At 55.4% G+C, this 25,168-nt stretch carries 18 protein-coding genes, 2 tRNA genes and 1 pseudogene; 10 read left to right on the top strand and 11 right to left on the bottom strand.

Annotated elements, in window-relative coordinates; all coding sequences use genetic code 11:
- Positions 1 to 231 precede the first annotated feature (231 nt).
- From ACOYW1_RS21300 to ACOYW1_RS21290, 3 genes and pseudogenes are all read right to left on the bottom strand, one after another.
- The gene (locus tag ACOYW1_RS21300) at positions 232 to 1,707 is read right to left on the bottom strand and encodes an FG-GAP-like repeat-containing protein (protein WP_482419640.1); all 1,476 of its coding nucleotides are present in this window, start codon (positions 1,705 to 1,707) and stop codon (positions 232 to 234) included.
- Positions 1,708 to 1,732: 25 nt separating this feature from the next.
- Positions 1,733 to 2,623, bottom strand: a pseudogene (locus ACOYW1_RS21295) (PKD domain-containing protein); the annotation flags it as partial.
- A gap of 150 nt (positions 2,624 to 2,773) precedes the next feature.
- On the bottom strand, positions 2,774 to 3,550 hold the full coding sequence (locus tag ACOYW1_RS21290) for a hypothetical protein (protein ID WP_482419639.1): 777 nt from the start codon (positions 3,548 to 3,550) through the stop codon (positions 2,774 to 2,776).
- 942 nt (positions 3,551 to 4,492) lie between these two features.
- On the opposite strand from ACOYW1_RS21290, the gene hemW reads away from it, so the two are divergent.
- Positions 4,493 to 5,656, top strand: coding sequence for a radical SAM family heme chaperone HemW (gene hemW / locus ACOYW1_RS21285; RefSeq protein WP_482419638.1), 1,164 nt, complete (start codon positions 4,493 to 4,495; stop codon positions 5,654 to 5,656).
- Positions 5,657 to 5,806: 150 nt separating this feature from the next.
- Here hemW and ACOYW1_RS21280 read toward each other — a convergent pair whose 3' ends face one another.
- From ACOYW1_RS21280 to ACOYW1_RS21270, 3 genes are all read right to left on the bottom strand, one after another.
- The gene (locus tag ACOYW1_RS21280) at positions 5,807 to 7,012 is read right to left on the bottom strand and encodes a DUF2333 family protein (protein ID WP_482419637.1); all 1,206 of its coding nucleotides are present in this window, start codon (positions 7,010 to 7,012) and stop codon (positions 5,807 to 5,809) included.
- A gap of 246 nt (positions 7,013 to 7,258) precedes the next feature.
- Positions 7,259 to 9,175 (bottom strand): selenocysteine-specific translation elongation factor, encoded by a 1,917-nt coding sequence (gene selB / locus ACOYW1_RS21275; RefSeq protein WP_482419636.1) that lies wholly within the window; start codon positions 9,173 to 9,175, stop codon positions 7,259 to 7,261.
- A gap of 29 nt (positions 9,176 to 9,204) precedes the next feature.
- Positions 9,205 to 9,378 (bottom strand): hypothetical protein, encoded by a 174-nt coding sequence (locus ACOYW1_RS21270; protein WP_180139707.1) that lies wholly within the window; start codon positions 9,376 to 9,378, stop codon positions 9,205 to 9,207.
- A gap of 400 nt (positions 9,379 to 9,778) precedes the next feature.
- Here ACOYW1_RS21270 and ACOYW1_RS21265 point away from each other — a divergent pair.
- The 7 genes from ACOYW1_RS21265 (at position 9,779) to ACOYW1_RS21235 (ending at position 16,316) form a co-directional block, all read left to right on the top strand.
- Positions 9,779 to 9,854: transfer RNA gene (locus ACOYW1_RS21265), tRNA-His, on the top strand.
- 8 nt (positions 9,855 to 9,862) lie between these two features.
- Positions 9,863 to 9,939: transfer RNA gene (locus ACOYW1_RS21260), tRNA-Arg, on the top strand.
- 356 nt (positions 9,940 to 10,295) lie between these two features.
- Positions 10,296 to 11,618 carry a winged helix-turn-helix domain-containing protein gene (locus tag ACOYW1_RS21255; RefSeq protein WP_482419635.1) on the top strand — a complete coding sequence of 441 codons (1,323 nt, stop codon included), beginning with the start codon at positions 10,296 to 10,298 and terminating at the stop codon, positions 11,616 to 11,618.
- Positions 11,560 to 13,020: a LuxR C-terminal-related transcriptional regulator gene (locus tag ACOYW1_RS21250; RefSeq protein ID WP_482419634.1), complete on the top strand. Its 1,461-nt coding sequence runs from the start codon at positions 11,560 to 11,562 to the stop codon at positions 13,018 to 13,020. The genes ACOYW1_RS21255 and ACOYW1_RS21250 overlap by 59 nt, the downstream gene beginning before the upstream one ends.
- A gap of 206 nt (positions 13,021 to 13,226) precedes the next feature.
- The gene (locus tag ACOYW1_RS21245) at positions 13,227 to 14,669 is read left to right on the top strand and encodes a reductive dehalogenase (protein WP_482419633.1); all 1,443 of its coding nucleotides are present in this window, start codon (positions 13,227 to 13,229) and stop codon (positions 14,667 to 14,669) included.
- 15 nt (positions 14,670 to 14,684) lie between these two features.
- Positions 14,685 to 14,981 (top strand): hypothetical protein, encoded by a 297-nt coding sequence (locus ACOYW1_RS21240; protein ID WP_482417699.1) that lies wholly within the window; start codon positions 14,685 to 14,687, stop codon positions 14,979 to 14,981.
- Positions 14,982 to 15,383: 402 nt separating this feature from the next.
- On the top strand, positions 15,384 to 16,316 hold the full coding sequence (locus ACOYW1_RS21235) for an FMN-binding protein (protein ID WP_482419632.1): 933 nt from the start codon (positions 15,384 to 15,386) through the stop codon (positions 16,314 to 16,316).
- A 283-nt stretch (positions 16,317 to 16,599) separates the two neighbouring features.
- Here ACOYW1_RS21235 and ACOYW1_RS21230 read toward each other — a convergent pair whose 3' ends face one another.
- Positions 16,600 to 18,753, bottom strand: a complete 2,154-nt coding sequence (locus tag ACOYW1_RS21230) for a hypothetical protein (protein ID WP_482419631.1) — start codon at positions 18,751 to 18,753, stop codon at positions 16,600 to 16,602.
- Positions 18,754 to 18,791: 38 nt separating this feature from the next.
- Entirely contained in the window at positions 18,792 to 19,769 is a 978-nt protein-coding gene (locus tag ACOYW1_RS21225) for a hypothetical protein (protein WP_482419630.1), read from the bottom strand.
- Between the two features lie 564 nt (positions 19,770 to 20,333).
- Here ACOYW1_RS21225 and ACOYW1_RS21220 point away from each other — a divergent pair.
- Complete coding sequence (locus ACOYW1_RS21220; protein WP_482419629.1) at positions 20,334 to 20,762, top strand: hypothetical protein; 429 nt, start codon at positions 20,334 to 20,336, stop codon at positions 20,760 to 20,762.
- Between the two features lie 220 nt (positions 20,763 to 20,982).
- Here ACOYW1_RS21220 and ACOYW1_RS21215 read toward each other — a convergent pair whose 3' ends face one another.
- The 3 genes from ACOYW1_RS21215 to ACOYW1_RS21205 form a co-directional block, all read right to left on the bottom strand.
- Positions 20,983 to 22,134 carry a beta-ketoacyl-ACP synthase III gene (locus ACOYW1_RS21215; RefSeq protein ID WP_482417695.1) on the bottom strand — a complete coding sequence of 384 codons (1,152 nt, stop codon included), beginning with the start codon at positions 22,132 to 22,134 and terminating at the stop codon, positions 20,983 to 20,985.
- A 63-nt stretch (positions 22,135 to 22,197) separates the two neighbouring features.
- Complete coding sequence (locus ACOYW1_RS21210; protein WP_482419628.1) at positions 22,198 to 22,407, bottom strand: hypothetical protein; 210 nt, start codon at positions 22,405 to 22,407, stop codon at positions 22,198 to 22,200.
- Positions 22,408 to 22,419: 12 nt separating this feature from the next.
- Positions 22,420 to 23,175 carry a hypothetical protein gene (locus ACOYW1_RS21205; RefSeq protein ID WP_482419627.1) on the bottom strand — a complete coding sequence of 252 codons (756 nt, stop codon included), beginning with the start codon at positions 23,173 to 23,175 and terminating at the stop codon, positions 22,420 to 22,422.
- A 1,525-nt stretch (positions 23,176 to 24,700) separates the two neighbouring features.
- On the opposite strand from ACOYW1_RS21205, the gene ACOYW1_RS21200 reads away from it, so the two are divergent.
- Complete coding sequence (locus ACOYW1_RS21200) at positions 24,701 to 24,916, top strand: hypothetical protein (protein WP_482419626.1); 216 nt, start codon at positions 24,701 to 24,703, stop codon at positions 24,914 to 24,916.
- The last annotated feature ends 252 nt before the right edge of the window (positions 24,917 to 25,168 follow it).

Raw genomic sequence — 25,168 nt, 5'->3', positions numbered from 1 at the left:
AGAGTGCCTCCGGCGGATCGTTTTTTGGAAAAAGCTACCGCCTTCGCCAGGGGCTACGACGCGACAAGCCGCAAAAAAAACAATGCAGATCATGTCGAAATGATTTCGGCGGCCCCTGGAAAGACTCACTTAAGACCTGTTTTGTCAGATCCAGCGCACAAACCCAGGAAAGGTCTGCCTCCGGCAGGGATGCCGGAGGCATAAACGGAACAGCTGTTTATGGGGGCGCCTTTACTTGCAGCTTTTCACAAAGCATCCCCCTCCGGATGACCCGGCTGCTGCAGGGTCATCATCGTCTTCTCCGGGCTCCTCGAAATCGGCTGTGTAGTTGCCCATGCCCACGGCGATGAGGGGTTCTCCTTCGGAGGCAAAGGCAGCAGGTCGGCTTTCGCCGTTGGCCTTGTTGTAGGGCTCGGAATCCATCTTTCCCCATTGAAGGAGCTCACCGTCTGCCCTTAGCGCCGGGAGCCGTCCCGCCGGAAGGGTGGCGTCACCTTCCACGGGTCCCAGGCCGACTATCAACTCATGGGTTCCGTCATTGTTCATGTCCAGGCATGTGGGGCGGGTTTCACCCGTTATGGTGTTGTACCCTTCCCAGTCAACCTTCAGCCATTTTAGGTGGGTGAGGGTGTCGTCTTCCCATTGGACAACCGCCATGTTCCCATCGCCTCCTTTTCCGAGTCCGAGAATGATTTCGTCTTTTTCGGGCTCACCTACTTCTTCTTCCTCTATCTCACCGCATGTGGGCCACGTCTCACCGTTTTGCGCGTTGTACTCCTCCCAGTCGATTTGGCCCCAGGTGATGGTGTCAAAGGGGGCTGTCAGATCGGCACAGGAGGTCCTTGACAGGACGACATAGCGGCCGTCAGGGGAGACAGGGCTCTGGTCGCTGCTTCCCAGTCCCACGATGATCTCCATGCAGTTGTCGCCGTCCATGTCACCGCATGCAGGGCGGGTTTCTCCCACGGCCTCGTTGTACTCCTCCCAGGGGAGGGTTTGTGTGGTTTCAAAGGTGACATGCTCCCCGTCAAAGGAGAAGATGGCGAGGCGGCCCCTTCCTCCTTTGCCAAGGCCCACCACGATCTCATCTCTGCCGTCGTTGTTGAGGTCGCCACAGGCGGGCCAGGTCTCCCCGTTGAAATCGTTGTACAGGGTGTATTCCCCTTCGGGGAGGCGTCCCCAGGCCAGGTGCTGGTACGTGGGGGAGACAACCTGGAAGAATCCCCCGGGAATGGCTGCGTCGTCTTCCACAGGGCCCAGGCCGATGATGAGCTCGGTGTTGCCGTCTCCGTCCAGGTCTCCTGACGCCACGCGGGCTTCTTTGGTCGCCTTGCGATAATTCTCCCAACCCACGGTGAGCCACATCCGGTGCTCCATATCGCAATCAATGATCTCGACGGACGCATGTGCCGGTGTGGTCTGGGGCTCGATGGGGGTGAGGGTGTCCCGGACAGTGCAAGTAGCTACGCTGGTGTTTCCGTCTGTGTCCGAAACGGTCAGGGTAAAGGTCAGCTCGATATCCTGTGGCAGGGATCGGGGGGCGATAAAATGGGCCATGGCCTGATCCGGGGTGTCCAGGATGACATCGGGGCCTCCGGTCTGGCTCCAGTGCCAGCTCGGGGGGCAACCCTCGGGAAACCGGGAGGCACTTCCGTCCAGAAGCCACCTTTTCCTCACGGACAACCTGATCGCCCCCTGCGTCGGCATGCAGGGGTTTGGTGACGGTGATTACAACGGTATCGCTGTCTGCGAGGCCTTCCGTATCGGTGACCAGGACCTGGAAGACCAGCTGGACGCTGTCGTCTTCACCAAGGGCAGGGGCCGTAAAGGTAGGCTTGATGATTGACGTATCTGACAAGGTCACCGGTGGCCCCTGGATCTGGGTCCACTGGTAAGAGGCAATACCGTCATCCGGGTCGCTGGAGGCCTGGGCCGTGAGGGTGACCGTTTGCTCTTCCAGGACAAACTGGTCGGGCCCTGCATGGGCGCTGGGGGGGCGGTTGTCCAGGGCAAACTGCACCTCGGCGATGGCTGAATCCGTGGCCCCGTCATCGTCCGTGACCGTCAGCTGGAATGTGAGGATGACGGGTGTTTCCGGTTTGTCCGGGTTTTCAGGGTCTTCCGGCTCTACCGGTTTTTCCGGCATGATAAAGGTTGCTGTCTTTGTCTCTTCCCCTTGGAGGGTGACCCCCGGGTCTTCATAGCCGAATACCTGGCGCCAGTGCCAGGCGACGATGCTGCCGTCCGGATCGCTGGAACCTTCTCCGGACAGGGTTATGGTTTGTCCCTCTACGGCAATTTGGGGTGGACTTGTGATGACATCCGGGACCGTGTTTATCGAGCCGAAGGTGGCGGAGATCTCCTGGGAGTAGGCGGCCGCTACGTTTCCTTCGTTGTAGGCCCTTACGGCAAAATAGTAGGTGGTTTCCTCTGCAAGGCCTTCCACTGTATGGCTCATGACAGGCGGGGAACCGGCTGGCTGGGTAATGATGGCGTGGCCGGAATATTCTTCTTCGGTGCTCGTGCGCCATGAGAGGCGATAGTGCCCGGCAGAATCGCATGGGGTCCAGTGGACGGTGACTTCCCCTGCAAGGGCTGCGCTTGGGGCGCAGAAAGTGAACATGCACCACAGCAAAAGGGCGCCGAAAGCACCCCATAGCCCGGGGTGAACCCGGAGCGGACGGGATGTACAATGGTTCAGCCATGCCGAAGCATGGCCCCGGGGATTTTTGGTTAAAAACAGGGGGGGGTGATGCGGGGGGGGCGGTGGGTGCTATCGGGTCGGTTCATCATGGTCTCGCATGTCGGGTCGGAGTGTTTTGGTTGGGGTGAGTTCATCGGGCATGGATCCCAGGACAGGGACGCCCAAGTGCTCGACGATCTGTTTATCTGATTTGTATGAGGGGTCCAGTGCTTCGATGGTTACCTGGATCAGCACAAAAACAAGGAGGCCCCCGGCAAAGCAGATGAGGGCCGGAATGAGCCGTGAGGGCTCCCAGATACGTCGGATGGTTCGGGATGTGTAGGTCATCTCCGGGGCGCTTTCCATGGGGGAAGGCGCGGGAATGCCCAGGCGTTTATATCCTTCCTGGATACGCCGGAACAGGGTGTTTCCGTAGTAGGTCACCAGGCGTTCCCCGGTTTCACGGTTTTTTCCGATGTAGGTGACGGTGGCCTGGCCTTCTTTACTGAGTTCTATGGTCAGGTTATTCCTGGCTTCTGTGTAGAGTGCAGTCCGTTTGGCCTGGGTCACGATGGCCTTGTATCCCAGGGGGTAGTCGAGGATCAGGTGGGGGAAGAAGTTTCCCTTGATGAACCGGGCAGCCTGTTCGGGGGAGGCGGTGATCTCGGAAAGGGTCATGGCCTCCGTGGGGGATTCGGGGGCTGTGACCGGTGCATCGGCCGGAGATGGAAACGAAAGGGAGACGGCAAAGGTATGGGGCTTGTATGCCATGGCCACAAGGTAGAGGAGGGGTAGGGCAATGGCCAGGCTCAGGTACCTGCGGTTTCTATTGATTCGATACAACATCCGTTTGATGTAAAACAGCATGATGTTCCTTTCTGTTGTGTATCGCGGTCTGGGCTACGCGTGATGATACATGGTGTGGCTTTAGCCCGGATGTTTCACGGGTCGAGTGCACTCATTTGCTGATGCTTTTGCTTGTTTTAAAACTCGGCTAACGCAGAATATGGATGCACTACACTCTTCCTAAAGATGAGAAAATCGATCAGTGAACCGTGTGGTGTATTTTGTCTTTGTAACATTACTGAATGTCGTTGCGTTGTTAACCATCATGACTGGCTTATTATTTTTAATATGGTCGTTTGCTCATGAAATACCCGGGTTAACGTTGCCTGATAGTAAAAATACATGGATTGCGTATGCAGGTGAAGCCTGCAAAATCGACTCAAGGGGTCCGGGGGGATACGTCAGTTTCCATATACTTTTTTTGTTTTTGTTCGGACTCTTTTCCTATGGTGCGTTCAGATAACGCATGTCGCGTGTCTATATCGCTGAAACGGCAAGGGGAAACGCGTTCACGTGCATGATAAATACACGGGATGGCGCGCGTGTTGTGCTGTCTGGATGTACTAGCGGAAGGATATGGGAATGTCCATACATTTTCAATGCTTTTTTGTGGCGGGTGAGTATTTTTTTTGCTTTGGTGTCTCTTGCGGGTGGTGTGAGGAATCAACGGTTCTCGTGGCCGTGGCTGGGAAAGAAATAAAGGGCGGACGCGGCGACGCGTGATATTCCTTGCGATGCGGCGAATCGGTGGTGCTCAATAACACGTCGCTGTCGAGGAAAGGAGTCGGAAATCGTTTTTCTTTTTCGGCATTCTCGAACGGGGTTTTGCTTTTTAGGCGGTGTGTGGCGGTTTCCTGAACAGTTTTATGTGATCCCTTGCGGCACTTTTCTGTGGCGGTCCCCAATCAGGGGCTGATATAGGAAGCGTATGAACCCATCACCCCAAAGGGAGACGTTTGCCCCATGAACCCCGGCCTCTATATCCATGTTCCGTTTTGCCTTCGCAAATGCCCGTATTGTGATTTTTATTCCGAGTCCTCCCTGTCACAAAAGAAGGGGTACCTTGAAGGGGTTGTTCGTGAGATGGACCTTGTGGCCAAAGACCTTTGCGTGGAGGCTCCCTTCGATACGGTCTACTTCGGCGGGGGGACCCCCTCCCTTCTCAAACCGTCTGAGGTGGCCCGGCTCCTTGAGGCAGCCCGCACACGGTTCTTTTTTGGTGAGGACGTGGAGGTGACCCTGGAGGTAAACCCCGGGACAGTTACCCCGACAACACTGGCCGGGTTCAAGGAAGCCGGGGTGAACAGGCTTAACATCGGGGTGCAGTCCCTTGATGACGGCACGCTCTCGTTTTTGGGGCGTCTCCACAGCGTCGGGGACGCAACGGCTGCTCTGGAAGCGGCGCGTGAATGCGGGTTTTCCAATATCGGGGCTGATCTCATTTACGGGGTACCGGGTCAGGATTTGGCTGCGGTGCGTGCGGATGTGGCGGCCCTTCTCTCCCACGCCCCGGAGCACCTCTCTTGCTACATGCTGACCCTGGAATCCGGAACCCCCCTTTATGTGCGCCACGGCAACCGTGATTTTTCAATGCCTGGGGACACCGAGCAGGGGGCTTTTTTTGGTGCGGTCTCGGATGCCCTGACGGAAAATGGGTACCTCCACTACGAGGTCTCCAATTTTGCCAGAGGGGCCGGTTTTGTCTCCCGTCACAACACCAAGTACTGGGAGATGGCCACCACTGTTGGGATGGGGCCATCTGCCCACGGATTTTATACCGGAGGGGATGCCCGTGAGCACCCCGTGCGGAGGTGGAACGTTGCCGATCTCGGTACCTGGCTGGAACACCTGGCCAGGGGAGAGCGGCCCGTGGAAGGGGAGGAGGCCCTGGATCGGGGGGCCATGATGACCGAGGCGCTTTATTTGGGTCTGCGGCGCATGGAAGGGGTGGACTTGGGGGCGCTTTCCCGGCGCTTTTCACAGGATCTGGTCCAGGTGCTTGCGCCGGTGGTGAGGGGGTTTGTGGACGAGGGGCTCATGCTGTCCAGCGAAGGGGTAGTCCGCCTGACACGAAGAGGTTTTGCCGTGGCCGACGGCATTGTGCTGCGTCTCCTGCAGGCCCTGTAAGAAGACGTTCTATACTGTTTTCCGGAATCAAAAAAGCCCGTTGCCTCAATAATGAGACAGCGGGCTTTTTGTTTGACAGCAGTATCGAGTCAGCGCAGGCTACCTATCACCTATCACCTATCACCTATCACCTATCACCTATCACCTGTATTAGGTGCTCATGGTCTTGATGACAAACTGGATGTAGGCCCGGGCGTGGCTGATGAAGGCGGCCATGTTGGCTCTGTGGTTGGCAAAGAAGCCGCTGTAGTCGCTCTCCTGAACCACAAGGGGATCAAGTTCGGTGGCGTGCTGGAGCATCAGCACGGCGTGGTGCAGGTCATTGGCTGCACCGCGGGAGTCCAGGACCGGTGCAAAGTCCACCATGACGGCTTCCAGGATGGTGGCCATGGCCCTGGAGACGCCTTGGGCATAGTAGAAGTAGTCGTCGGCCTTGAAGGTGCTCACCGGGGCGCCGCTCTCTTCATGGGTCTTGACCAGGTCGTCGTCACAGTCCCCCAGAAGGTTTTCGTAACTGCTGAGCAGGGGGATGAGGTTGTCGGCCCGGGAGTGGAAGGTGGCCTTGTTTCTGTTCAGGCGCTCCCTGTAAGTTTTCAGCTCGTCGATGGCCTGGGCGTAAGACTTTTCAGGTGCGGGGAGCCAGTATTTTTTCGGGTCGTTGTTGAACTTGGCCCGGGCCAGATTGAGGTTTTTATCGAACTTGATGGTGCTGCCGGTTCGGGCGATGCGTTCCACGAGTTTTTCCGTGGTACGCCGGGTGACCTCCAGAACGCCGAGCTGGTAGTTCTCCACATTGTCGGTGAAGAGGGTGAGGAAATCGTTGGGTCGCCAGCCCAGGGAGCGCTGGGTGAGTTCGTAGTCCAGGGGTTCGATGAGGGCTGTGACAAAGGCGGTGCCCCGCACGGCGTTGGGGAAGAGGTCAGCCACATCCTGCTCCAGGGAGCTGTGGCCGTCTTCGGAGGCTGATCCGTGGGCCTGGGTGTCCACATGAAGGGTGGCTTCGTGGTCCTGGGTCGCAGCGCCTTCGTGGGGGGCTGCCGGGGTTCCGTGGGTGTCGGCGACGGCGTGTGCCCCAGGTTCCGAAGCCGTGTCATGGGATTGCTCGTCAGCAGCGCCCTCTTCCGGATGGCTCGTGTCCAGCATTTTTTTAAGGGCGTGGTCGGCGGATTTCAGGGTTGGGTTGTTGTCCACCACCTGGTGGTAGGGGGACGGGTGCTCGTCGCTGCCGGTGAAGAAGTAAAACAGTTTGGCGCCGCCCCAAAGCACCACGAGGGTTGCTATGACGGCAAGGCCGACCCGTGAAAGGATGTATATCTTGAACTCTTTGCTTAGCTTGTTTTTTCCGGGATCACTCATGGTTTCTCCTTCTCTGCGGGGACATTCGATGACTGCTTGTTGATGACTCGGTTAGCGACAGGCAACAGTATGCACATTTTTGGGGTAGAAGTCAAAAATCTAAGGCGTGGTGAAAGTGAGCTGCGGAGTAAGTAAAACCCCGGTGATCACCGGGGTTTTGTCGGGATGGGCTTTACGGGCTGCCGCGGCAAAAAAAGGCGTCGCCCCGGTCCCTTCCGGGCCGGGGCGTAAAGGTTAGTGGGGCTTTTAACTGCGACCCCTGAGCTGTCTGGCATCTCCCACCCGGATGGTGAGGTTCATGCCATCGTAGTGCTCCAGAAGGGGAATGAGGTACTTGCGGGAGACCCCGCCGGTCATCTCCTTGAAGTCCGCGGTGGACATTTCGGTGTTGGACTCAAAAAAGGCCAGGACCCGGGACTTGAGTCCTTCAAGGGCCGGCTGGTGAAAGTAGAGGTCCTCTTTGACCTTCATCAGGACCCCCTCTTTAATAAGGAGGAGGAGAACGTCTTTGGCCTTGTTCACGGGAACCCCCAGCGACTCGCACAGGGCCTTGAAGTAGGGGGGCGTCAGGGCGGTCTCGGTGTAGGCGCTGACAATGTCTTTTTTCAACTGCTCCTGGTCCACCTGGAGTTCAACGGTGTGGGAAGCGAGCTTGACGGTGTCGGCGGTGAGGACCACGGCGTTTTCACCCACCAGGTGGTTGAGGGTGAGGGTGAAGACCCGGCTTCCCAGCACATCGGGGAACTTGGACTTGAGCTCCTCTTTAGGCATCCCCTCCTTTAGGGGGTTGGCCTTGTGGTACTCGGCCAGGTACTCCTGGGCGATGTCGGTGAGGCGGGTGAAGGTCTCGCCGTGGATCAGCGTCCGGGTCTCTTTGTCCGTCTGGATGACCACGCGCTTGGAGAGGAGTCCGGACAGGGCCCCGGTGAGCTGCTTCTCACTGCAGTTGGTCATGAGCTTCAGGTCGGAAAAGGGCAGGCCCGCGTAACCCGCCTGGACCACATGGAAGGAGATGATCTCCGGGAGTTCGTTTTCCATGAGGCCGGAAAGGCCCGTGATGACATCCTCTCGGAAGCGTTTGTGCTTCGGGGGGATGGGGTTCAGGATGCGTCCTCCGCCGATGGTGCGCACCGGGGAGTAGCTTCGGATGACGTAGCGGTCGTCCTTGATGCAGGCCACGGGCTCTTCCAGGCGAAGCTGGACTGCTGCGGTGTCTCCGGGGTCCAGGGTCTCCCGGTCAAGGAGGATCAGGTAGCCCAGGACTTCGCTGGTGCCGGTGTGCAGGCGGATGCGGGTGCGGTTCTTCAGGGGCTTTTTGGAGCTGGGCAGGTAGAGGAACTCCACGTCCATGAGGTAGCTGGGCTTGATGTCCCCGGGGGTGGAGACCACCTCGCCGCGCTGGATGGCGCTTTTTTCAAGGCCCTGGAAGTTGATGGCAGTGCGCATGCCTGAGGAGGCGGACTCCACGCTGTCGCTGTGGACCTGGATGCCGCGGACTTTGGACTCGGTGCCGGAGGGGTAGATGGTCACGGCATTCCCCACGGAGATCTTTCCTGAAATCACCGTGCCGGTGATGACGGTGCCGAAGCCCTTCATGGTGAAGACGCGGTCCACGGGAAGACGGAACACGGAACTGGTGCGGCGCTGGGGCACCACGGTGGACAGCTCGGTAAGGCTCTTTTTCAGGTCATCCATGCCCTCACCGGTGACGGAGGAGACGGGGATCATGGGGGCCCCTTCTAAAAAGGTGCCTTCGAGGAACCCGGCGATGTCCTCCTGTACAAGCTCCAGCCACTCTTCGTCCACGAGGTCGGTCTTGGTGAGGACCACCACGCCGTGGGAAATTCCCAGGAGTGAGCAGATTTCCATGTGCTCGCGGGTTTGGGGCATGACCCCTTCGTCTGCGGCGATGACCATGGCCACGATGTCGATGCCCGTGGCGCCTGCCACCATGTTTTTCACAAACTTTTCATGGCCGGGGACATCCACGATGCCCACATGCTGGCCGTTGGGCAGGTCCATGGCGGCAAACCCCAGTTCAATGGTGATGCCCCGGGTCTTCTCCTCTTTCAGCCGGTCCGTTTCAATGCCGGTGAGGCTGCGGATGAGGCTGGTCTTTCCGTGGTCTATGTGTCCGGCCGTGCCGAGTATAATCTGTTTCAACGACCCTTTGCTCCTCTTTATATGCACATCTATTTGGTTTTCCGGTGACGCCAGTATGCGGACAAATAGCTCAGGCCCAGCAGAAGCAGGCCCAGAGCTGCGGAATAGACGATCCCCTTGCCCGGGTAAAACAGACGCATCAGCAGCGTCCCGAAAACAAAGGAGAGAACCGCACGTATAATAAAAATGGTCACTCGTTCCATATAAGTGCACCTCAAGGCGATGATTCGCCGTCCGGGTTTCATGTGTCGGGGTGGATAAACGCATGCCGGGCATGCATGAAATCTCTGCCCCTTGGCACGGTTTCATACCTATTATAGTTGGCTGGTGGGGGTCAATAGGCAATGTCCGGAACAGGGCAGGCCCAAAGCTGCGGGCCGATGAGCCACCGGTCTCTTTGGGGTGCCCCGCGGCCCTGAAACGCCCTTCTTCGGGCCTGCTCCGGATTTTTGTTCCAATGCTTGAAATGTGAGCTCAGGCGTATCGGCGCACAAATTCAGGGGCTTGTTGACGGGGCGGGAAAAGGCGGGGAATTTTTTTGCATCCATGCTTGAAAAACCCTTGTCATGCCCAGATTCATCGGGTATAAGTCTCTTGTTTTTGGTGAGCGTAGCTCAGTTGGTAGAGCCCCGGATTGTGGTTCCGGTTGTCGCGGGTTCAAATCCCGTCGTTCACCCCATACACTTTGCGCCTGTAGCTCAGCTGGATAGAGCGCCGGACTTCGAATCCGTAGGTCGCAGGTTCGAATCCTGCCAGGCGCGCCATTTGGAAGACCAAAGCCCCTTCTGCGGAAGGGGCTTTTTTGTTTTGGTCAAGCCCTTCACATTCCACGGGATCTCTGTGGGATTGCATACCAAGGATTGTCTTGGGATCGCCTTTCGTTTTACCTCTCTGTGGTCACCCCACCCCCCGTTTGAAACCCTTTGTGTAATACACTCCAGCCAAAAAAGTGGGGCAGGGGTGGGGCAAATAGTCTCGATTCCCAAAAAAAACTGGGGCCACATTGGGTGGCCCGTAAATTACGCCGTGATGCCCCGGGGAAAGAGATAGGAGAAAACTCTGTGGGTATGGTATATATTTGGCCGTTTTACAGATCAAAGGAAAGGTTCAGGATATTACGATGGATGCACTGCTGATAACCAAATTCCATATGCCTCTTCTTCCGGATGAGGCTGTCCCAAGGCCACGCCTGAGCAACAAGCTGTCATCCACGGCCAGGGTATCCCTTATCTGTGCCTCTGCGGGATTTGGAAAAACGAGTCTGGCCATTGCCTGGCTCAGCCGGCAGGCATGGCCGGTGGCCTGGCTTTCACTGGATGAAAACGACAATGAGGCGCATCGTTTCTTCAGCTATCTGCTCACTGCCCTGAACCGTTGTGTGCCCGGGGTTGCCAATAAATCCCTTGAGCGTTTGTCCTCCCCTGCCTCGCCTGACGTCATGGCTGCCATGACGCAATTGATCAATGACCTGGAGCGGGCAGGCCGTCATGTTGTCCTGGCCCTGGACGACTACCACCTGATTGAAAATCAGGAGATTCATGCTGCGGTCGGTTTTTTGATCAATCACCAGCCGCAGCACCTGCACCTTATTATCATCAGTCGCACAGAGCCCCCGTTGCCCATTGCCAGGCTCCGCTCGAAAAACCAACTGAATGAGATCGGGACCGAGGAGCTGCGCTTCAACACGGAAGAGGCCCGCTGTTTTTTTAATCACTCCATGTCCCTTGGTTTGACAGAGGATCAGATTACCAAACTGGAGAAGCAGTCCGAAGGGTGGATTACGGGATTGCAGCTCGCGGGCCTGTCTTTGAGGGAGCGCCTGGACGCAAATGGATTCATCGACAGCATGTCGGGAAAAGATCGGCATATTGCGGACTACCTCGTCAGTGAAGTTCTTGCTCATCAGGATCGGGAGATACAAGAGTTCCTGACGCAGACATCCATTCTTAAGCGGTTTAACGCAGATATCTGCGACGATTTGCTTGGCATTACCAACAGCCAGCAGATCCTGGAAACACTGGAGAGGGGCAACCTCTTCATTGTCCCCCTGGACAGCAACCGGTGCTGGTACCGATATCATCACTGGTTTGCCCAGATGCTCAGCAATCGCCTTCGCACGTGCGGCAGGGAAGCGGTCACTCGCCTTCACCGGCAGGCAGCAAGCTGGTTCATGGCCCACAGCATGTGGGAAGAGGCCATTGATCATGCGCTGGAGGCAAAGGACTACGACCGGGTGATCACGCACCTGGAAACGCACATCGACCGGATACTGGCCCGTGGGCATTTCAATATCTACCTGCAGTGGTTTAAAAAGGTGCCCGCAGACTACATGCCGTTGACCCTGACTTTGCACCAGTTGTTCTTTTTTTATGAGATGGGGGAGTTTGAAGCCTTTGATCAATGCCTCCAGCGTATCGGGACGCAGCTTGGCCCCCTTTGGTAACAGCAGGCCGACGGCGGGGGTAACATCCGAGCAGCGAGGTATTTTCTTAGCCATCAAAGGTATTCGCAGCGCCTCTTTGTTTGCCGTGGATGAAGCAAGGGGCCATTTTCATGACGCCCTGAATCTGCTTCCTGAAGAGAAACGCTTCTGGCGAACCCTGGCACTTGGTGGCTACGGATTTTGCCAGCGGGTCAGCGGGGACCCTGACACGGCAATACAGATTTTCAGAAAAGCTGTCTCCATGGCTTTTAATGAGAATCTCTCTTTTTGCTTTTTTATGTATTCCATAGCGTTGGCAAAGCTCTATATGGAATATGGCCAACTCCAACAGGCGCTGGAAACCTGCCGAACACTGGTGGGCTACCAGGGGGCCGACCATGGAGATGTCCCTTTTTCAGGCCTTGCCCACGTTGTCATGGGACAGGTGTACTACCACTCAGGCGAACTTCTCCAATCCGAAAAATACCTCAGGCGCGGGCTGAAAAAGATCATAAAAGACGGTGACGTCTTTTCCATGAACAGTTGTGTGCTTGCTCTGTGCCTTCTGGACCAGGGCAAGCCGGATCAAGGCATCGAGGCCATGGATGAGATGAGAGCTTCCATTGGCAACTTGGCACCACCGGATTCCGTCACCCTCATGGCTGCATCGTGCAAAACCCTGATCCACACACTGAGCGGCGAGCCAGTATCGACGGAAAACGGATTTTTGCCCCAAGGGGGCCGCGATCTTGTCGGTAAGGAATATCCCGACTTATCTCCCTTGAACTTTCAGGGCATCTACCGAACCGGTCAACAACCGTTGACATGTTACTCAAATGTCATCCAGCTTTTTGCTGCCAAAATAGCTGTGGAAACCCATCGAGCCGATGAGTCGCTCCCCATACTCAATGAGCTTGCCTCAACATTCGATGATACAACCAGCCTGCTGTTTAGGGCGGACGTGTTGATCCAGGTGGCCCTGGCCCATCGCCGGCTTGGCAATGAGGTCCTGGCGGTGGAGAGCCTGGAACGCGCCGTGCTCCTGGTTGCGCCTGAACACTATTGTCAGATATTCATTCGGGAAGGCCTGCCGATATACGAGCTTCTGAAGCAGGTCGGCAGGCAGCTGGGCCCCGATAACCAGGATGCAATGGGGTTTATCGAGCTCATGATGGAAAAAACAGCCGAGCTCTCCCGGCCCGTCAAATCACGGCATGCTCCCTTTGACCTGACACCGCGTGAGCTGGAGGTGCTGGCCTGTCTGGCCAAAGGCGCGAATTACGCAAAAACAGCTGCGCAGCTCTTTGTCTCTGTGAATACCTTGAAAACACACATCAAAGGGATCTACAGCAAACTGGCTGTGGGCAATCGCACCCAGGCCATCAACAAAGCCAAGGAGTTCAGGCTTCTCCCGCCTTCGTAATGGCCGTGGATAAAGCGGCGCTCTTCTCCCACCACCGCCTCAATACATCATGATGCCCTCACCCTTTTGTGTGACGTCCGGCTATCTGCAAAATCACCCTCTGGGGTGATTTTTTTTCTCCCGTCTCCCTTTACTATGAACAGAGACAACATACACACGCAGGGGAACCCCCTGCAGATTTTTGTTCATGACTGGGAGGTGGAAATATGAGTGGGTCGGGTTCTCGAAAATCAACCTATCACTCGACAGTGGGGCGCCGTGATTTCATGAAGATGCTCGGGATTGGTGCCGGAGCTGTGGGCGCCGGGGCTGTCGGCCTTGGATCAACGGCCACACCGGCTTTTGCCGATCTGGATGAGATGATGACATCGCCTTATGCAGAACGCAACTTGCCCTGGTGGGTCAAGGAGGTGGATGAGCCCACCGTGGAGATTGACTGGGAGCATATGGAGGTTTTCCCCGGGGTCCATAAAACCCTGTTCAATCCCGATGGGTGGGATAACAAGAAAGAGTACATGGCGATTCATGCGCGCAACATCGCCTCCACAACCGAGAAGGTGAAAAAAAACGTAACGGGCTATTCTATTCGCGACCGTGCTCTGGGAGACGCCAACTGCTGGGGGTGGGGAGCACTGAGCTCCATCGCTCCGTCGTGGACCGGTCCTGAGGTGGCGTCCTTCAACGGCTGGGAACATCCGACCATGCTGCGCCAATCGTGGGGATTCCGGTATGAAGGCACGCCGGAGGAAAACTCGCGCATGGTGCGCGTTGCCGGGCGCATTTTCGGTGCTGCCGACATGGGCTTTGTCAAACTGACGAAAAAGACCAAAAAACTCCTTTATGGGAATATCCGCTTTGAGAAGGTTGACAGGGGCTACGATGCCGGAAACGGTACGGTCGTCCTGCCCGATAAGGACTTGTGGGTTATCTGTGCGGTCATCCCTCAGTCGCTGTGGATGGCTCAGTACACAGACCGCATGAGCTGGGCTTCGGCCAACACCGCCGCTTACTCCAGGGCAAATATCTACTCCAACCGCATCAATGTGTTCCTGCGCGGCCTCGGGTACCAGCACTACGGCGGAGATACGGGCGCCATTGGCCGCAGCGTGGGCTTCGGCATCATGTCCGGCATGGGGGAGTACGGTCGTGCCGGTATCCTTGTCAGCCCCCAGTGGGGCACCAACTTCCGGACGGTCATGCTCACCGTAACAGACCTTCCCCTGGCAGAAACCAAGCCCATCGACGCCGGGATCATGAACTTCTGCAGGGTCTGCAAGAAGTGCGCAGAAATGTGCCCGTCCGGCGCCATTCCGAAAACCGATGAACCGTTCTGGGGGGGAGACAAGTCCTGGCAGGCCAGAGGCATCAAGGGGTGGTACCAGGACGCCAAGAAGTGCTTTGCCTACATGCTCGGCGGCGACCCGGACTGCAGCCGCTGTCAGGCGGTCTGCCCCTTTACCAAGTTCGATGAAGCCGTCATGCATGACCTGGTTCGCATGTCCATTGCCAAAGCCCCGGCCCTCAACGCGGCCATCCGGAAGATGGACGACGTCTTTGGCTATGGTCAGGAACCGCCGTTGGAGAAGTCTCCCTGGGATGTCGATCCCATGGATATTCCCCTGTACGGCCTCGACAAATCACGCTCTTAGGAAAAGGAGGATGTCATGCGTATCGTTAGCTGGAACTGGTTCTGGTATGTGCTGCTCGGGTTTATCATGGGAGGGGGGGCTGTTTACCTCTTCACGCTGCTCAAAGAGAAATGCGTGAGGCTGGTCTGGTATGAATGGGTCCTGACCCTTTTGGCGTTTATCACCTTTATGCTTCTGGGGCAGACCTTCATTGGCTCCTTTAACGAAGGCGAACCTCGGGCTGCCTGGTTAAGCGTTGTTTTTATGGGGCTGCCCATCGTCATCATGGCTGTCGTGACGTTGCGGTCGGTTCGTGCCAGGCAGGATGTATAGGCAAGAGATCGGGCCCTTCTGATCGCAAGCTTCTGTTCCGATGGGCGAGCCCATGGAACACCGATGGTCTGCGCACCGGGACCAACAGGCCGAGGGCAGAAAGGGCCCCAGGGTAAAAAAAGATGTCATCTGAATCCACGATAGAAAAGAAAAAGTCGACCTGCAGCCATCACCGCTCCCGAAAAAGGGAGCGTGTTTTTGCCGTTGTGGCCATGCTCCTCATCATTGCTGCCTGGGCTGTGGGGTTTACGTTGGAACATGCAGATACAGAGCCTTATTTGTATCAGGCCATGCCCGGGGCGGACCGTCTCGAACAGAACGTGCGGGAAGCTATGCAGCCTATGGGGCTGACCAGCTGATCGGCTACATAGGCGTCGGGGAAGGAACCGGTTACGGGGGGCCATGAGCGTGGCGGTGGCAACGGATCTTGACGGCAAGATCACAGGGCTTGCTGTGATTCGTCACAGGGAGACGCCCGAGTGGTTTAAACGCGTTGAAGAAAGCGACTATTTTTCCTGCTTTACAGGGAAAAAATTCAGCGATCCCTTTGGGCTTGGCGACGATATCGACGGCATTAGCGGGGCGACATACACCTCCCGGGCAGTGGCGCAGGCGTCCCTTGAGGGCAGCCGGTTTGTCGCTGGGAAAAACCTGGGTTTTCCGGTTTCAGCCAAAAGACCCGTAAATGTTGTCTTTGGCCCGCCGGAAGGGGTGCTGCTTGTGCTGTTTGCCCTTGGCTTCCTCGGTCGCCGTAAATCGTTTCGTTACAAGAAAAAGGTGCGCTGGCTCAGTATGCTAACCGGCATGATCGTCCTGGGATTTATGTATACCAACCCGTTGACCCTGTCCCTTGTCAGCAAAATGCTGTTAGGGTTCTGGCCCGATTGGCATACCCATCTGTATTGGTATGTGCTGCTCGGCGGAATCCTGTTTTGCCTGATATCGTCCGGTAAAAATCCCTACTGTGAGTGGTTTTGCCCCTTCGGCGCTGCCCAGGAGTGCCTCGGCACAATCGGCGGGGCCAAATCCCATGCCGTTCCACGGTATAAGCGTCTGCTTACGTGGATTCAGCGCGGCCTGGCACTGGCGGCCATTCTCATTGCCATGGTGTATCGCAATCCGGGGATATCCAGTTATGAGATATTCGGCACCCTGTTTGACCTGAAGGGAAGCATTCTGCAGTTTTTTCTTTTGGGGCTGGTGGTGTTGGCGTCTCTGTTTGTCCGTCGCCCATGGTGTCGCTATCTTTGTCCGATCAAGCCGATTGAATCACTGATCAGGCTCCTCAGAACGTGGGTGAAAAGCTATGGCTCAGCCAAAACACACGTTTCGTAACGCAAAAGAGAGACTGAGTCCGTATTTTGTCCTTCTTGGGTCCCTTCTGATCATGCTCCATGTTGGAAAAAACCTGACAGATGAACTGCGGGCAACATCGCACATGGAGCCACCATCCTCGTGGTCTGCAGCGCAGTAAGCAAAAACCAGCACAAGCCAGGCACCGATAATCGGTCATCTTCACGGTGTTGTCGCCCAAGGGCCGGGTGTTCTGCTTCGGGGGGAATACATCTTTTTTCATTGCCTCCGGCGGGGCAGCCGGAGGCAATTCAGAGCAGGCGCGTTACATCAAGTCCACATCCTTTGCTTCGGCGATTTTTACCAGGCGCTCTTGCAGACTAGGGCTGAGGTTGTCGATAATGTCTTCCAGGTCGATATCATCAAAGCCATCGGCTTCGAGGAATTCGTCGTCAGAGATACCGCATTCGATGAGGGTTTGGATGGATTCAAAATCCGTGTCACCTCTTAAGTAGGTGTCGAACCGCTCCATCCAGGCCGCCTTGTAACCTATCTGCTGGAGCGCTTCCAGGTCCTCGATAAGTGCCTGCGGGCAACTATCATCCGTGATGAACAGATGATAGGCGGTGATGCGGTCGTCTTTTTTGTGCTCGTTGCACCACAGGCCGAACCGCAGCATCTTTGCATTGCAGAGAAACCTTACGCCCCGGGTGGTTTTTTGAATCACGCACCATTGGTAGTGGGTGTGTTGGTGGTCCTCTAAAATCTCGGCTTTTATCTCCTCGTAGCGATCTTCGGTGATGGCGTCGTCTGAGGGAGGGTATTCGGGCACGAGATAATCCGTCAACTCGTCGCCGGAAACCGATTCTTCGTCGTAGGGGATCTGATGTTGCTTTAACCGTGCTTCGAAATAGTGGGGCAGGCGGGCGATGTTTTTTTCCAAGGAACGACGCACTTTGTCTAAGGCCATCTTATCGAGTTCTGCCGTGAGCCCCTCCTGGCTGCCCAGGACGCGGGTGGCATGGCGATAGATTTTCATCAGGCGTCGCCGCGGCAAGCGGTGCACACCTATCCGGAGTTCCGAACGGATCGCATCAAAGGGGGCATCCAGGTAAGGCGAGCTCTTTTTCATCGCCTGTGCGGGTGCTATCCCTTGGAGGTAAAGAGTCAACAATTGGAGGTAATGCAGTTGCGCAGCGGAGAGGTCACCCGGTCGTTCCGGGTCGATGTCATACACATCCCCATCATCGTATATCCTGTAGAGCTGATAACTCCAATAGGCATCCTCTTCCAGGCCCAGGGGCTTTAAAGACGAGAGAGTGTCCATAAAAAGCTCCATATCGTCTATGTTTTCCAGTGCCGGCAGCATGCCGCTGAGCTGGGAAATCACCTTCATCGGAGCCATCTGAAAGGCGATCTTTAAAAACCTCCGGAAGATCTCCACCCCTTTGAGCGAGGGGATCTGAACAGCCCAGTAGGCCATGACCATGGCAAGGGTTGTCTCGTCCTGTGACCCATCAATCCATCCATAGCGGGGCTGGTGTTTTGCAATCTCATCGTCGTCGATCTCGGCGTACCGGTTGAAGTACGCCACAAAGGCATCCAGGGCCTTCTGGCCCGATTTCTTTTCAAATTTCCCTGTGCGGACATAGTGTTCCACCGGTTTCCAGTGGTGGTAGTTTTTAAGGACCTCTTTTTGGTGATTCTGCCGGTATTCGGTATCGTACACCGCATCTTTTTCGCTTTCGTACTCATCAAAAAGGGTCCATTGGCCCTGGCTCCCCAGGCAGGAGAGGATGAATCGGGGGCCGTAATCTTCAAGATACGCTATGGCTGCCGTGGTAAGGTCACCAAACGCTTTGTCCCGGTTATCCCGAACGGCGAGATAGCTGGCCATGACGGCGGCAGCTGGCGGGGAGGCCGGGCAGGTTTTTTTCCCTTTTTCCTCTGCTTTTGGCTTTTCCAGAGAAAACCATTGTCTCAGGTAGGGGGCCGCCTGTTTTTCGTTTTCCTGCAGGAGTCTGAAGAATTTCGGCAGTGTTCGGTGGAGGTCGCTGAACTGGTACCAGTCCCTGATGTTGGTTGGCAGGACCTCGAATTGTTTTTTAAAGGTGGTGGGGAAACGCTCTTCCAACTCCTCGTCGGTGGCAATGTTCAGCTCGTCCACAAGCCCGCGACGGGTCTCGCAATAGATGGGGGGAGAGGCCATGCATCGGTGTATCACGTCGTAGAACCGGAAAATTTGCTCTTTTCCCAGGCTGGGACCCTGCGTGAGGCACTCTTTTGCATAGGCGCCCATCTCCCTGAAAATCCACTTTTCCATGGGAGCATATTTTGCCTGCAAGGCCAGGTCGGAAGCCATGGCGCACTTGGCTTTTTTGGCCCCTTTTGCCAGGTCGTTTTTTTTGACGGCGTCCAGCACCTCCGGCCCTTCCCCCGTGGCAATGTAGTGCCAGAGGGTCTCTCCGTCCGGCAACACCTTAGTGATCACCTCCTGCCAGGCATCGGCCTCCGGGGTTACCTGCTGTTCCTTTGCCCGGCCTTCCCGTTTTTTTTCTTGTTCTTTTTCGGAAAGGGATAAGACAATGGGGATTCCAGGCGCTGTTCCACATCGGCCTTGAGCTCCTCGGCTTCCTGTTTGGCGTCGGAGGTCACAAAGGGCTGCGAGAGGTAGGCATCGGCGTCGAAATCATCGTCCCAGAAGTCCACGGTTCCCTGGACGTAAAGCATCTCCATGACCAGGGTGCGAAGTGGGGTCTCGTTGTACTCGTCGAGGTCCTTAGAATACTGGAGAAACGGCATCTCCCGGTAACGATCCGCCAGCATCTGCTTGAATGTGTCGTAGGCGTCCGGGTGTTCCCGGAAGTGGGTGATCAGGTCGAAATTGCTTTCGATGGGGGCCCCGCTGTCGTCGTACCCGTCATAGGAGTCATACCCCAGCATGTTTTCCCGAACCGTGGCGTTGTCGGCATAGCAAAACGCCTTCAAGGTATCTTCGGTGATGCCCAGGTTGTTTTTCCAGGCGGCCAGGCGATAGAGGGGTTCGTGCATGTGCTCGTCATCCCAGTACGGCACCAGAAAGCTGGCCAGCAGGTACCCGTATTTAGGGTAGCGGGTGGCGACGATGTGCAGGGGCTCGACCCCAAAGGGGGTCTCCACGGTGATCCACATCTCGGACGAATCGTTTAACCCGCGGGCGTACCGAACCATGGCTTCACAGGTCGTTTTAATATCCTCTTCCAGCTCGGGATGGATCACAGCACACAGGAACAACAGGTCTTCGCCGGTCATGGATGCCTGGAGGTTGTCCATGTCGGAACCTTTGTGGAAGTAGTAGGCGTCTTCCATGAGGTATTTTTGAAGGTCCGGATGATCGTCAAAGGCGGAAAACGGAATATTGTCACCGGTATGGTAAAAATGGGCAACGCAATAGGAGGCGGTAAATGCGTCACCTGTTTGGATTAACTCTGTATATCGTTTTAACGCACGGCGCATGCTGGCAATATCTGCCGGGTGATAATTTATCACGTATCCCGGGGCGTTTTTTCTAATCTCATGTGAACCTTTTTCGTTTGAATGTTATTCATGAACATCACCAAGGATGGTGCTTCATTGCAAACCAAGCCAGACTTATCAAGGAGTTTTATGGTTAAAAAGCCGTTTTCTATTTGGGGATGTTTTAGCAAGGTGTTTGTTCGATATAAACAACATCAGGAAAGACAAAAGAGGACATTTGCAATAAACGGATGTTCTTTGACCGTCCTGCTGTATATGTCGTCCCATGTAACTGAAAACGACCTTCGTAACGAAACATCACACATGAATCTGACCGCCTCGTGATTTGCAACACTGTAACCCAAATGCAGCACAAGTCTGCATTCAGGTTCGACTGCTTCCTTGTGTAAGATAAGCATTTTTTGTATTACGGGGTGGTCAAGGGCGGAGAAGGCTGTATGGGTGGGAAAATAGCATGATCAGGTATGGATCGTTTTTCTCTCTTTTTGCTGCTTTTGGATCTAAAAAGACAGTGTGTGCTGAGTTGGTTTTGTTATTGAATGTATGAGTAAGGATGAAGGTGTTGCAATGGGATTACTTGATAAGTTGAAGGCCGTGAAAAACGCCGTAACCGGCGGTGCGGCAAAGGTTTATGTAGAATGTGACGGATTTTCCTTTACCGAGCCTTTTACGGTGACGGTTGTTGCGCAAACCAAGGATGCTCCGGTGAAAATGAGCCGTGCTTATTTGAAGATTCAGGGCGAAGAAGAGGTTCAGGTGCCCGACGTGGACGTGGCCTTTGATTCCGATGGCGACGTAGAGCAGCGTACGGAGACGGTGCGGGCCTCCCATGTGACCGTAGATATGGAATACACCGTGGTTGATGGCCAGGAGCTTGAAGCAAATAAGACCTATCGCTGGGATGTTGAGGTGGAGCTCCCTGCCGATGCGCCGCTTATTTTTATCAGGGCGCTACTGCGAGCATACCTATAGCGCTTATGCAGGGCTGGACTGCTTCGGTAACGATCCCGATTCCGGCTGGGTAGCCATTGCCTAAAGGAGGCTCTCGTGACCACGGCCGATGGGTGTGGTTGCATGCCGTCTTTCGGTAACGCATAACAGGAAAAGGCCCGGGAAACATCCCGGGCCTTTTTTATTCCCTGTGGCCCGGCACCCCCGCTTTAGTGCGCGGGTCGTTACTTACCCGATGGAATCACACGGCATCGAGAAGCATGTAGGCGTTGGAGAAGCGCCCGCTTTCCGGGATAAAGCAAAGAACCTTGTGGCCTTTTTTCAGGTTGCCGGACTTGAAGAGCTCTTCCAGCATCACGTAGATGGAGGCGGAGCCCGTGTTGCCCTTGGTGCTCAGGTTGGTGAACCACTTCTCGTAGGGGATGTGGAAGCCGATCTCCTGCATCCCTTTGTAGAGGGGCTCTTTGAAGAAGTGGGAAGAGAAGTGGGGGAGGAACCAGTCGATCTCGTCGGCGACGAGTCCCTTTTTCTCAACCACTTTTTTCAGGTGACGGTGAACGGCCATGTTCACGATGTTGTCGCCGAGGAGCCGGGTGTCCTGCTTCAGGGCGAAAAAGTCTTTGTCCACGGCCTCTTCAAGGGAGTTGGTCTGACGGAATCCCACCATTTTCCCTTCTTTGTTTTTCCTTCCCCCGGAGTACATGCACGTATCGTAATCGCTGGCAAAGGAGATGTGGTCGATCCAGTCCACCTTGAGGGAGAGCCCTTCGGGGTTCTGCTCATTGGACATGTAGACGGCACCTGCCGCATCCGAGAGCATCCATCTCAGGAATTCGGCGTCAAAGATGAGTTCCGGGTTCTTGTCGATGTCTTTGGTGCCGTTGGTCTCTTTGTGCCTGAAAAAATTGGAGCGCAGGATGGAAGAGGCGATTTCAGAGCCCGTGGTCACGGCGTTCTTGGAAAAGCCGGACGCCACGTTCATGTAACCGAATTTCAGGGCGCTGATGCCGCTCAGGCAAATGCCTGCCGTTGAGATCACCTCGCAAGGCGTGGATTTGAGCTCGCCGTGGACCATGAGGCCATGGCCCGGTGCCGTCACATCAGGTACGGTGGAGCCGCAACACAGGCACTCGATGTCGCTGGCCGAAAACCCGTTGTAGGGCTTGAGCCCTTTGATGGCCTGGGCCGTGAGTTCCGCGTTGGTGTGGGTCATCTCCCCGGTGTCCTTGTCCACGGCATAGTATCGGGTCTTGATGCCGTTGTGTTTGAGGATTTTGTTGCGGATTTTCGAAGGGGTTTCGTTGATCATACCAAGGACAGATTCCATTTCGTCGTTTCCAACAGGGGCATTGGGCAGTGCAACAGCGATGTCGTTGATGTAGACGTCTTTCATGGTTGGCTCCTTTGTGTTGAAGGTGAAACGTTATGGATTAACAACAATAACATCGGGTACGTATCAGGCAGAGCCAGGCTGCCAAGGGTTTCCGGCTGCCTGGCAGGCTTTTTTTACGCGCCCCTTTTCCGTTGCAAAGGGGTTGTGAAGGGAGGCCAGGTAGGCCCCCACACGGCCCTGGAAAAAGAGTCGGAGCACCAGGCTTCCCACCAGGCACAGGGGCACGATGACCAGAATCGAGAAAAACAGAGAGAGGAAAAACAGGAACTCCATCGATCAAGACCATCAGAGGCGGCCGGAGAGTCTCGCCAGCTTGGCCCAGGGCCAGAAGAGGAGCAGGCCGAATTTTTCCGGCAGCATGTATTTGCCGCTCACCTCCGGCACCTCGTCGCTCAATTTGACCAGGCGGCACTCGTCCAGTTCCTCTTTTTCCAGGGCCACGGCAAGGCGACTGCCAACGCTTTCCAGGGAGTCGATATCCCGGGAGGAAACCCCGGCGGCCGGCAGGGAGCGGATGACCTTTTTTCGCCCGGTGAAGAGCCACAGGGGGGTGGTGAGGAAGGTGGCTGAAGCGGGCCCCTGGTCGATGAGCACCACATGGCCGATGATTCGGCCGCCAAGCCTTCTCACCAGGGTACTGGCCTGGAACCAGGCACGGTGCCACATGTTCCGGCAGGCATTGACCATGACCACGGGCGTTCCTTCAAGAACTTTAGCCCCTTTGGTGTGCAAAAATCCCAGCATGGGAAGGGAGAGTTTCAGGAACCACACATGGTACCCCAGGATGACCAGGTCGTAGTCCCCAGGCTTTAACTCCATTTCGGGTGTTTCCATGGCCGGCGGGACTTCGAGGTAGGCTTCGGGAAACACATCGAAGAAGCGGAAAAAGGTCCATGGGTAGGGATAGGCCTTTTTAGGAGAGAGCACCAGGGTCTCGACCTCCACTCCCTCCAGCGCTTTGAGGGGCCGGGTAAGGGATTCCAGGCACTCCCCCAGCTGGCCGCTTTGGGAAAAATAGATACACAACACGCGTTTCATCATCCGACTCCTTCGTTTAAGGTCAAAATGGGCAAGGCTATACGTTGATGAAAAATGAATGAGGCACGTCTTCACACAGTCCGCGGTTCAACGCGTGGACTATCCCGTCTATGCACAAAGCCCACGGGGTCCATCTGGCTGCTCTTCAGGTTCCGGCCTTTGATGACGGGAAGGCGTTTACTCACCTGTGAGAGGCAATAAAAATGCCTCTTTTCCGGCCTGTGAGGCGTGTCGGCGTGACCCTGGGGCAGTCATCTTCCGGGGCGCCGGCTGGTGAACGCAATTGTCTTCGTCGTCATGGCTGCTGCCTCGCGTTGGTTGCGGGCTGAGCAAAGGGCCTGAACGCAGGGAATAAATGATTTTATTTCAGAATGGAGAATAAGGAAGGATCGCCAACTTGACACACCTCGGGTGTGTCTATATATTGACTGGCAACAGTGAGAATACCTTTCTTATTCTCATGCCTTGGGAGTACAGGGTGTGGCCGCACTCTGTGCTCCTTTTTTTTTATCTGAAGCGTTTTGAATCAAGTTAAAATTAAGAAGGTGCCCCGGCAACGGGTGTCAACGTTATCGTTGTATTACAGGAGGGGCAATCGCGTATGCTGGTGGTGGTACTTGTCTGGTGTTGCGAGGCTCAAACTGGAACATTTATTCGTTGTGTTCAGTTTATAGAGAGACGGTTTTTCTTTGTCAAGATATTTTGAATGACTTTTTTACTCTGCGCTTTTCGTGTGTGCTGAGTGGCGATTTTGTGCCAGTTTAAAAGTAGTTAAAATATGGCGCGGGTGGGGTTTTGCTGTGTGTAACTATCTGTTTGTATATGATATGTACCTGGGTGGTGACGTTTCTTATGTGTGATGTCTAAAATTAATTGTTCCATGAATTAGAAAACGATAAAGGACAAAATTTATCTCTCCTAACGACGTTTTTAATTCGCCTGTTCGCATGGCGGTACCCTTAAGAAAGAGCATTTTGTTTGCTTTTTTATAATCATAAAGGGGCGGCGCCAGAAAAAGGATAGACCCACATAACGTGGGTTTTGGATCGGTTTGTGTTTCTCTTTTATTAAGATATTGTTTTATCTTTTTAAATTGTTAACCCTTGCTAAGTATGTGGGCGTGTCTGGGGGGGGCTGTTCTTTGTTTGTGTGGAGAAGGCTGTTGACAGTGTTTCGCAAAGGTGGCGATATCCGTCGCCGAGGGTGGGGATGTCATCAGTTCTTACGTACTGACGGGGCAAGGGCTTTGGCGTTGGCCTGCCTGAGAAGGCAAAACGGGCGACTCGGATGAGTCGCCCGTTTTTTGGTTTGCCCGGCAAAGCCGGCACCCCGTCTGCTTGAAAGAGAGCAGAGATACCCCGTCCGAGGGGAAATCAATCCGAATCGCAAGGGCGTTTCTGGTAACGGAAGGGTCTGAAGGAAGCGATAGGGAGTGAACGGTACATAGCGCAAGCGAACCTGATACGGCTCGTGCAGTGGGTAAGCCTGCCAAATAAGGCAATGCCCGATACTCGGACAGACTGCAAGAGTGATTGAGGATGGGATCGTTCACAGGGACCGGAAATTAACCGGGGAAGCCCTGCAGAGTTCTAAAAAAAAAGATATCACCCAACAAGAGGAGACTCAAGGAGGGGGAGATGCCAGGGTGGCAGATGAGCCCGTAGTAGTGATGAAATCTCAGCCTGAGAAGCCCGGTAACGGAGTGGAGGAGAAAACAGAGATGATCAGCATCATGGACTGTTGAGGCTGCCGGAAAGCCAAAAGCGCCGACAGTTGCGAAGGGGTGAAGTTTAATCGAAAGCTTTGGAAGCAGAACGTGAAGATGAGCGGAGAACAAGCCGCCTGACGAGGCGGGCAAGTGGTAATGAAGTCCCCCTGGGAACAGGGCTCTTTAAGCAAACTGCTCTCATCGGAGTAAGCGACGCAGATGGCTGTACATTGCCGAATACGGATAGAAAGCAGGCAGGCGTTGCCGAAGACTCGAAACGCATCACCG

This window comes from Desulfoluna sp. CYM3A (genome assembly GCF_056829965.1).
The sequence above is the reverse complement of the archived record's forward strand: the minus strand, read 5'-3'. Positions and strand labels throughout refer to the sequence as shown.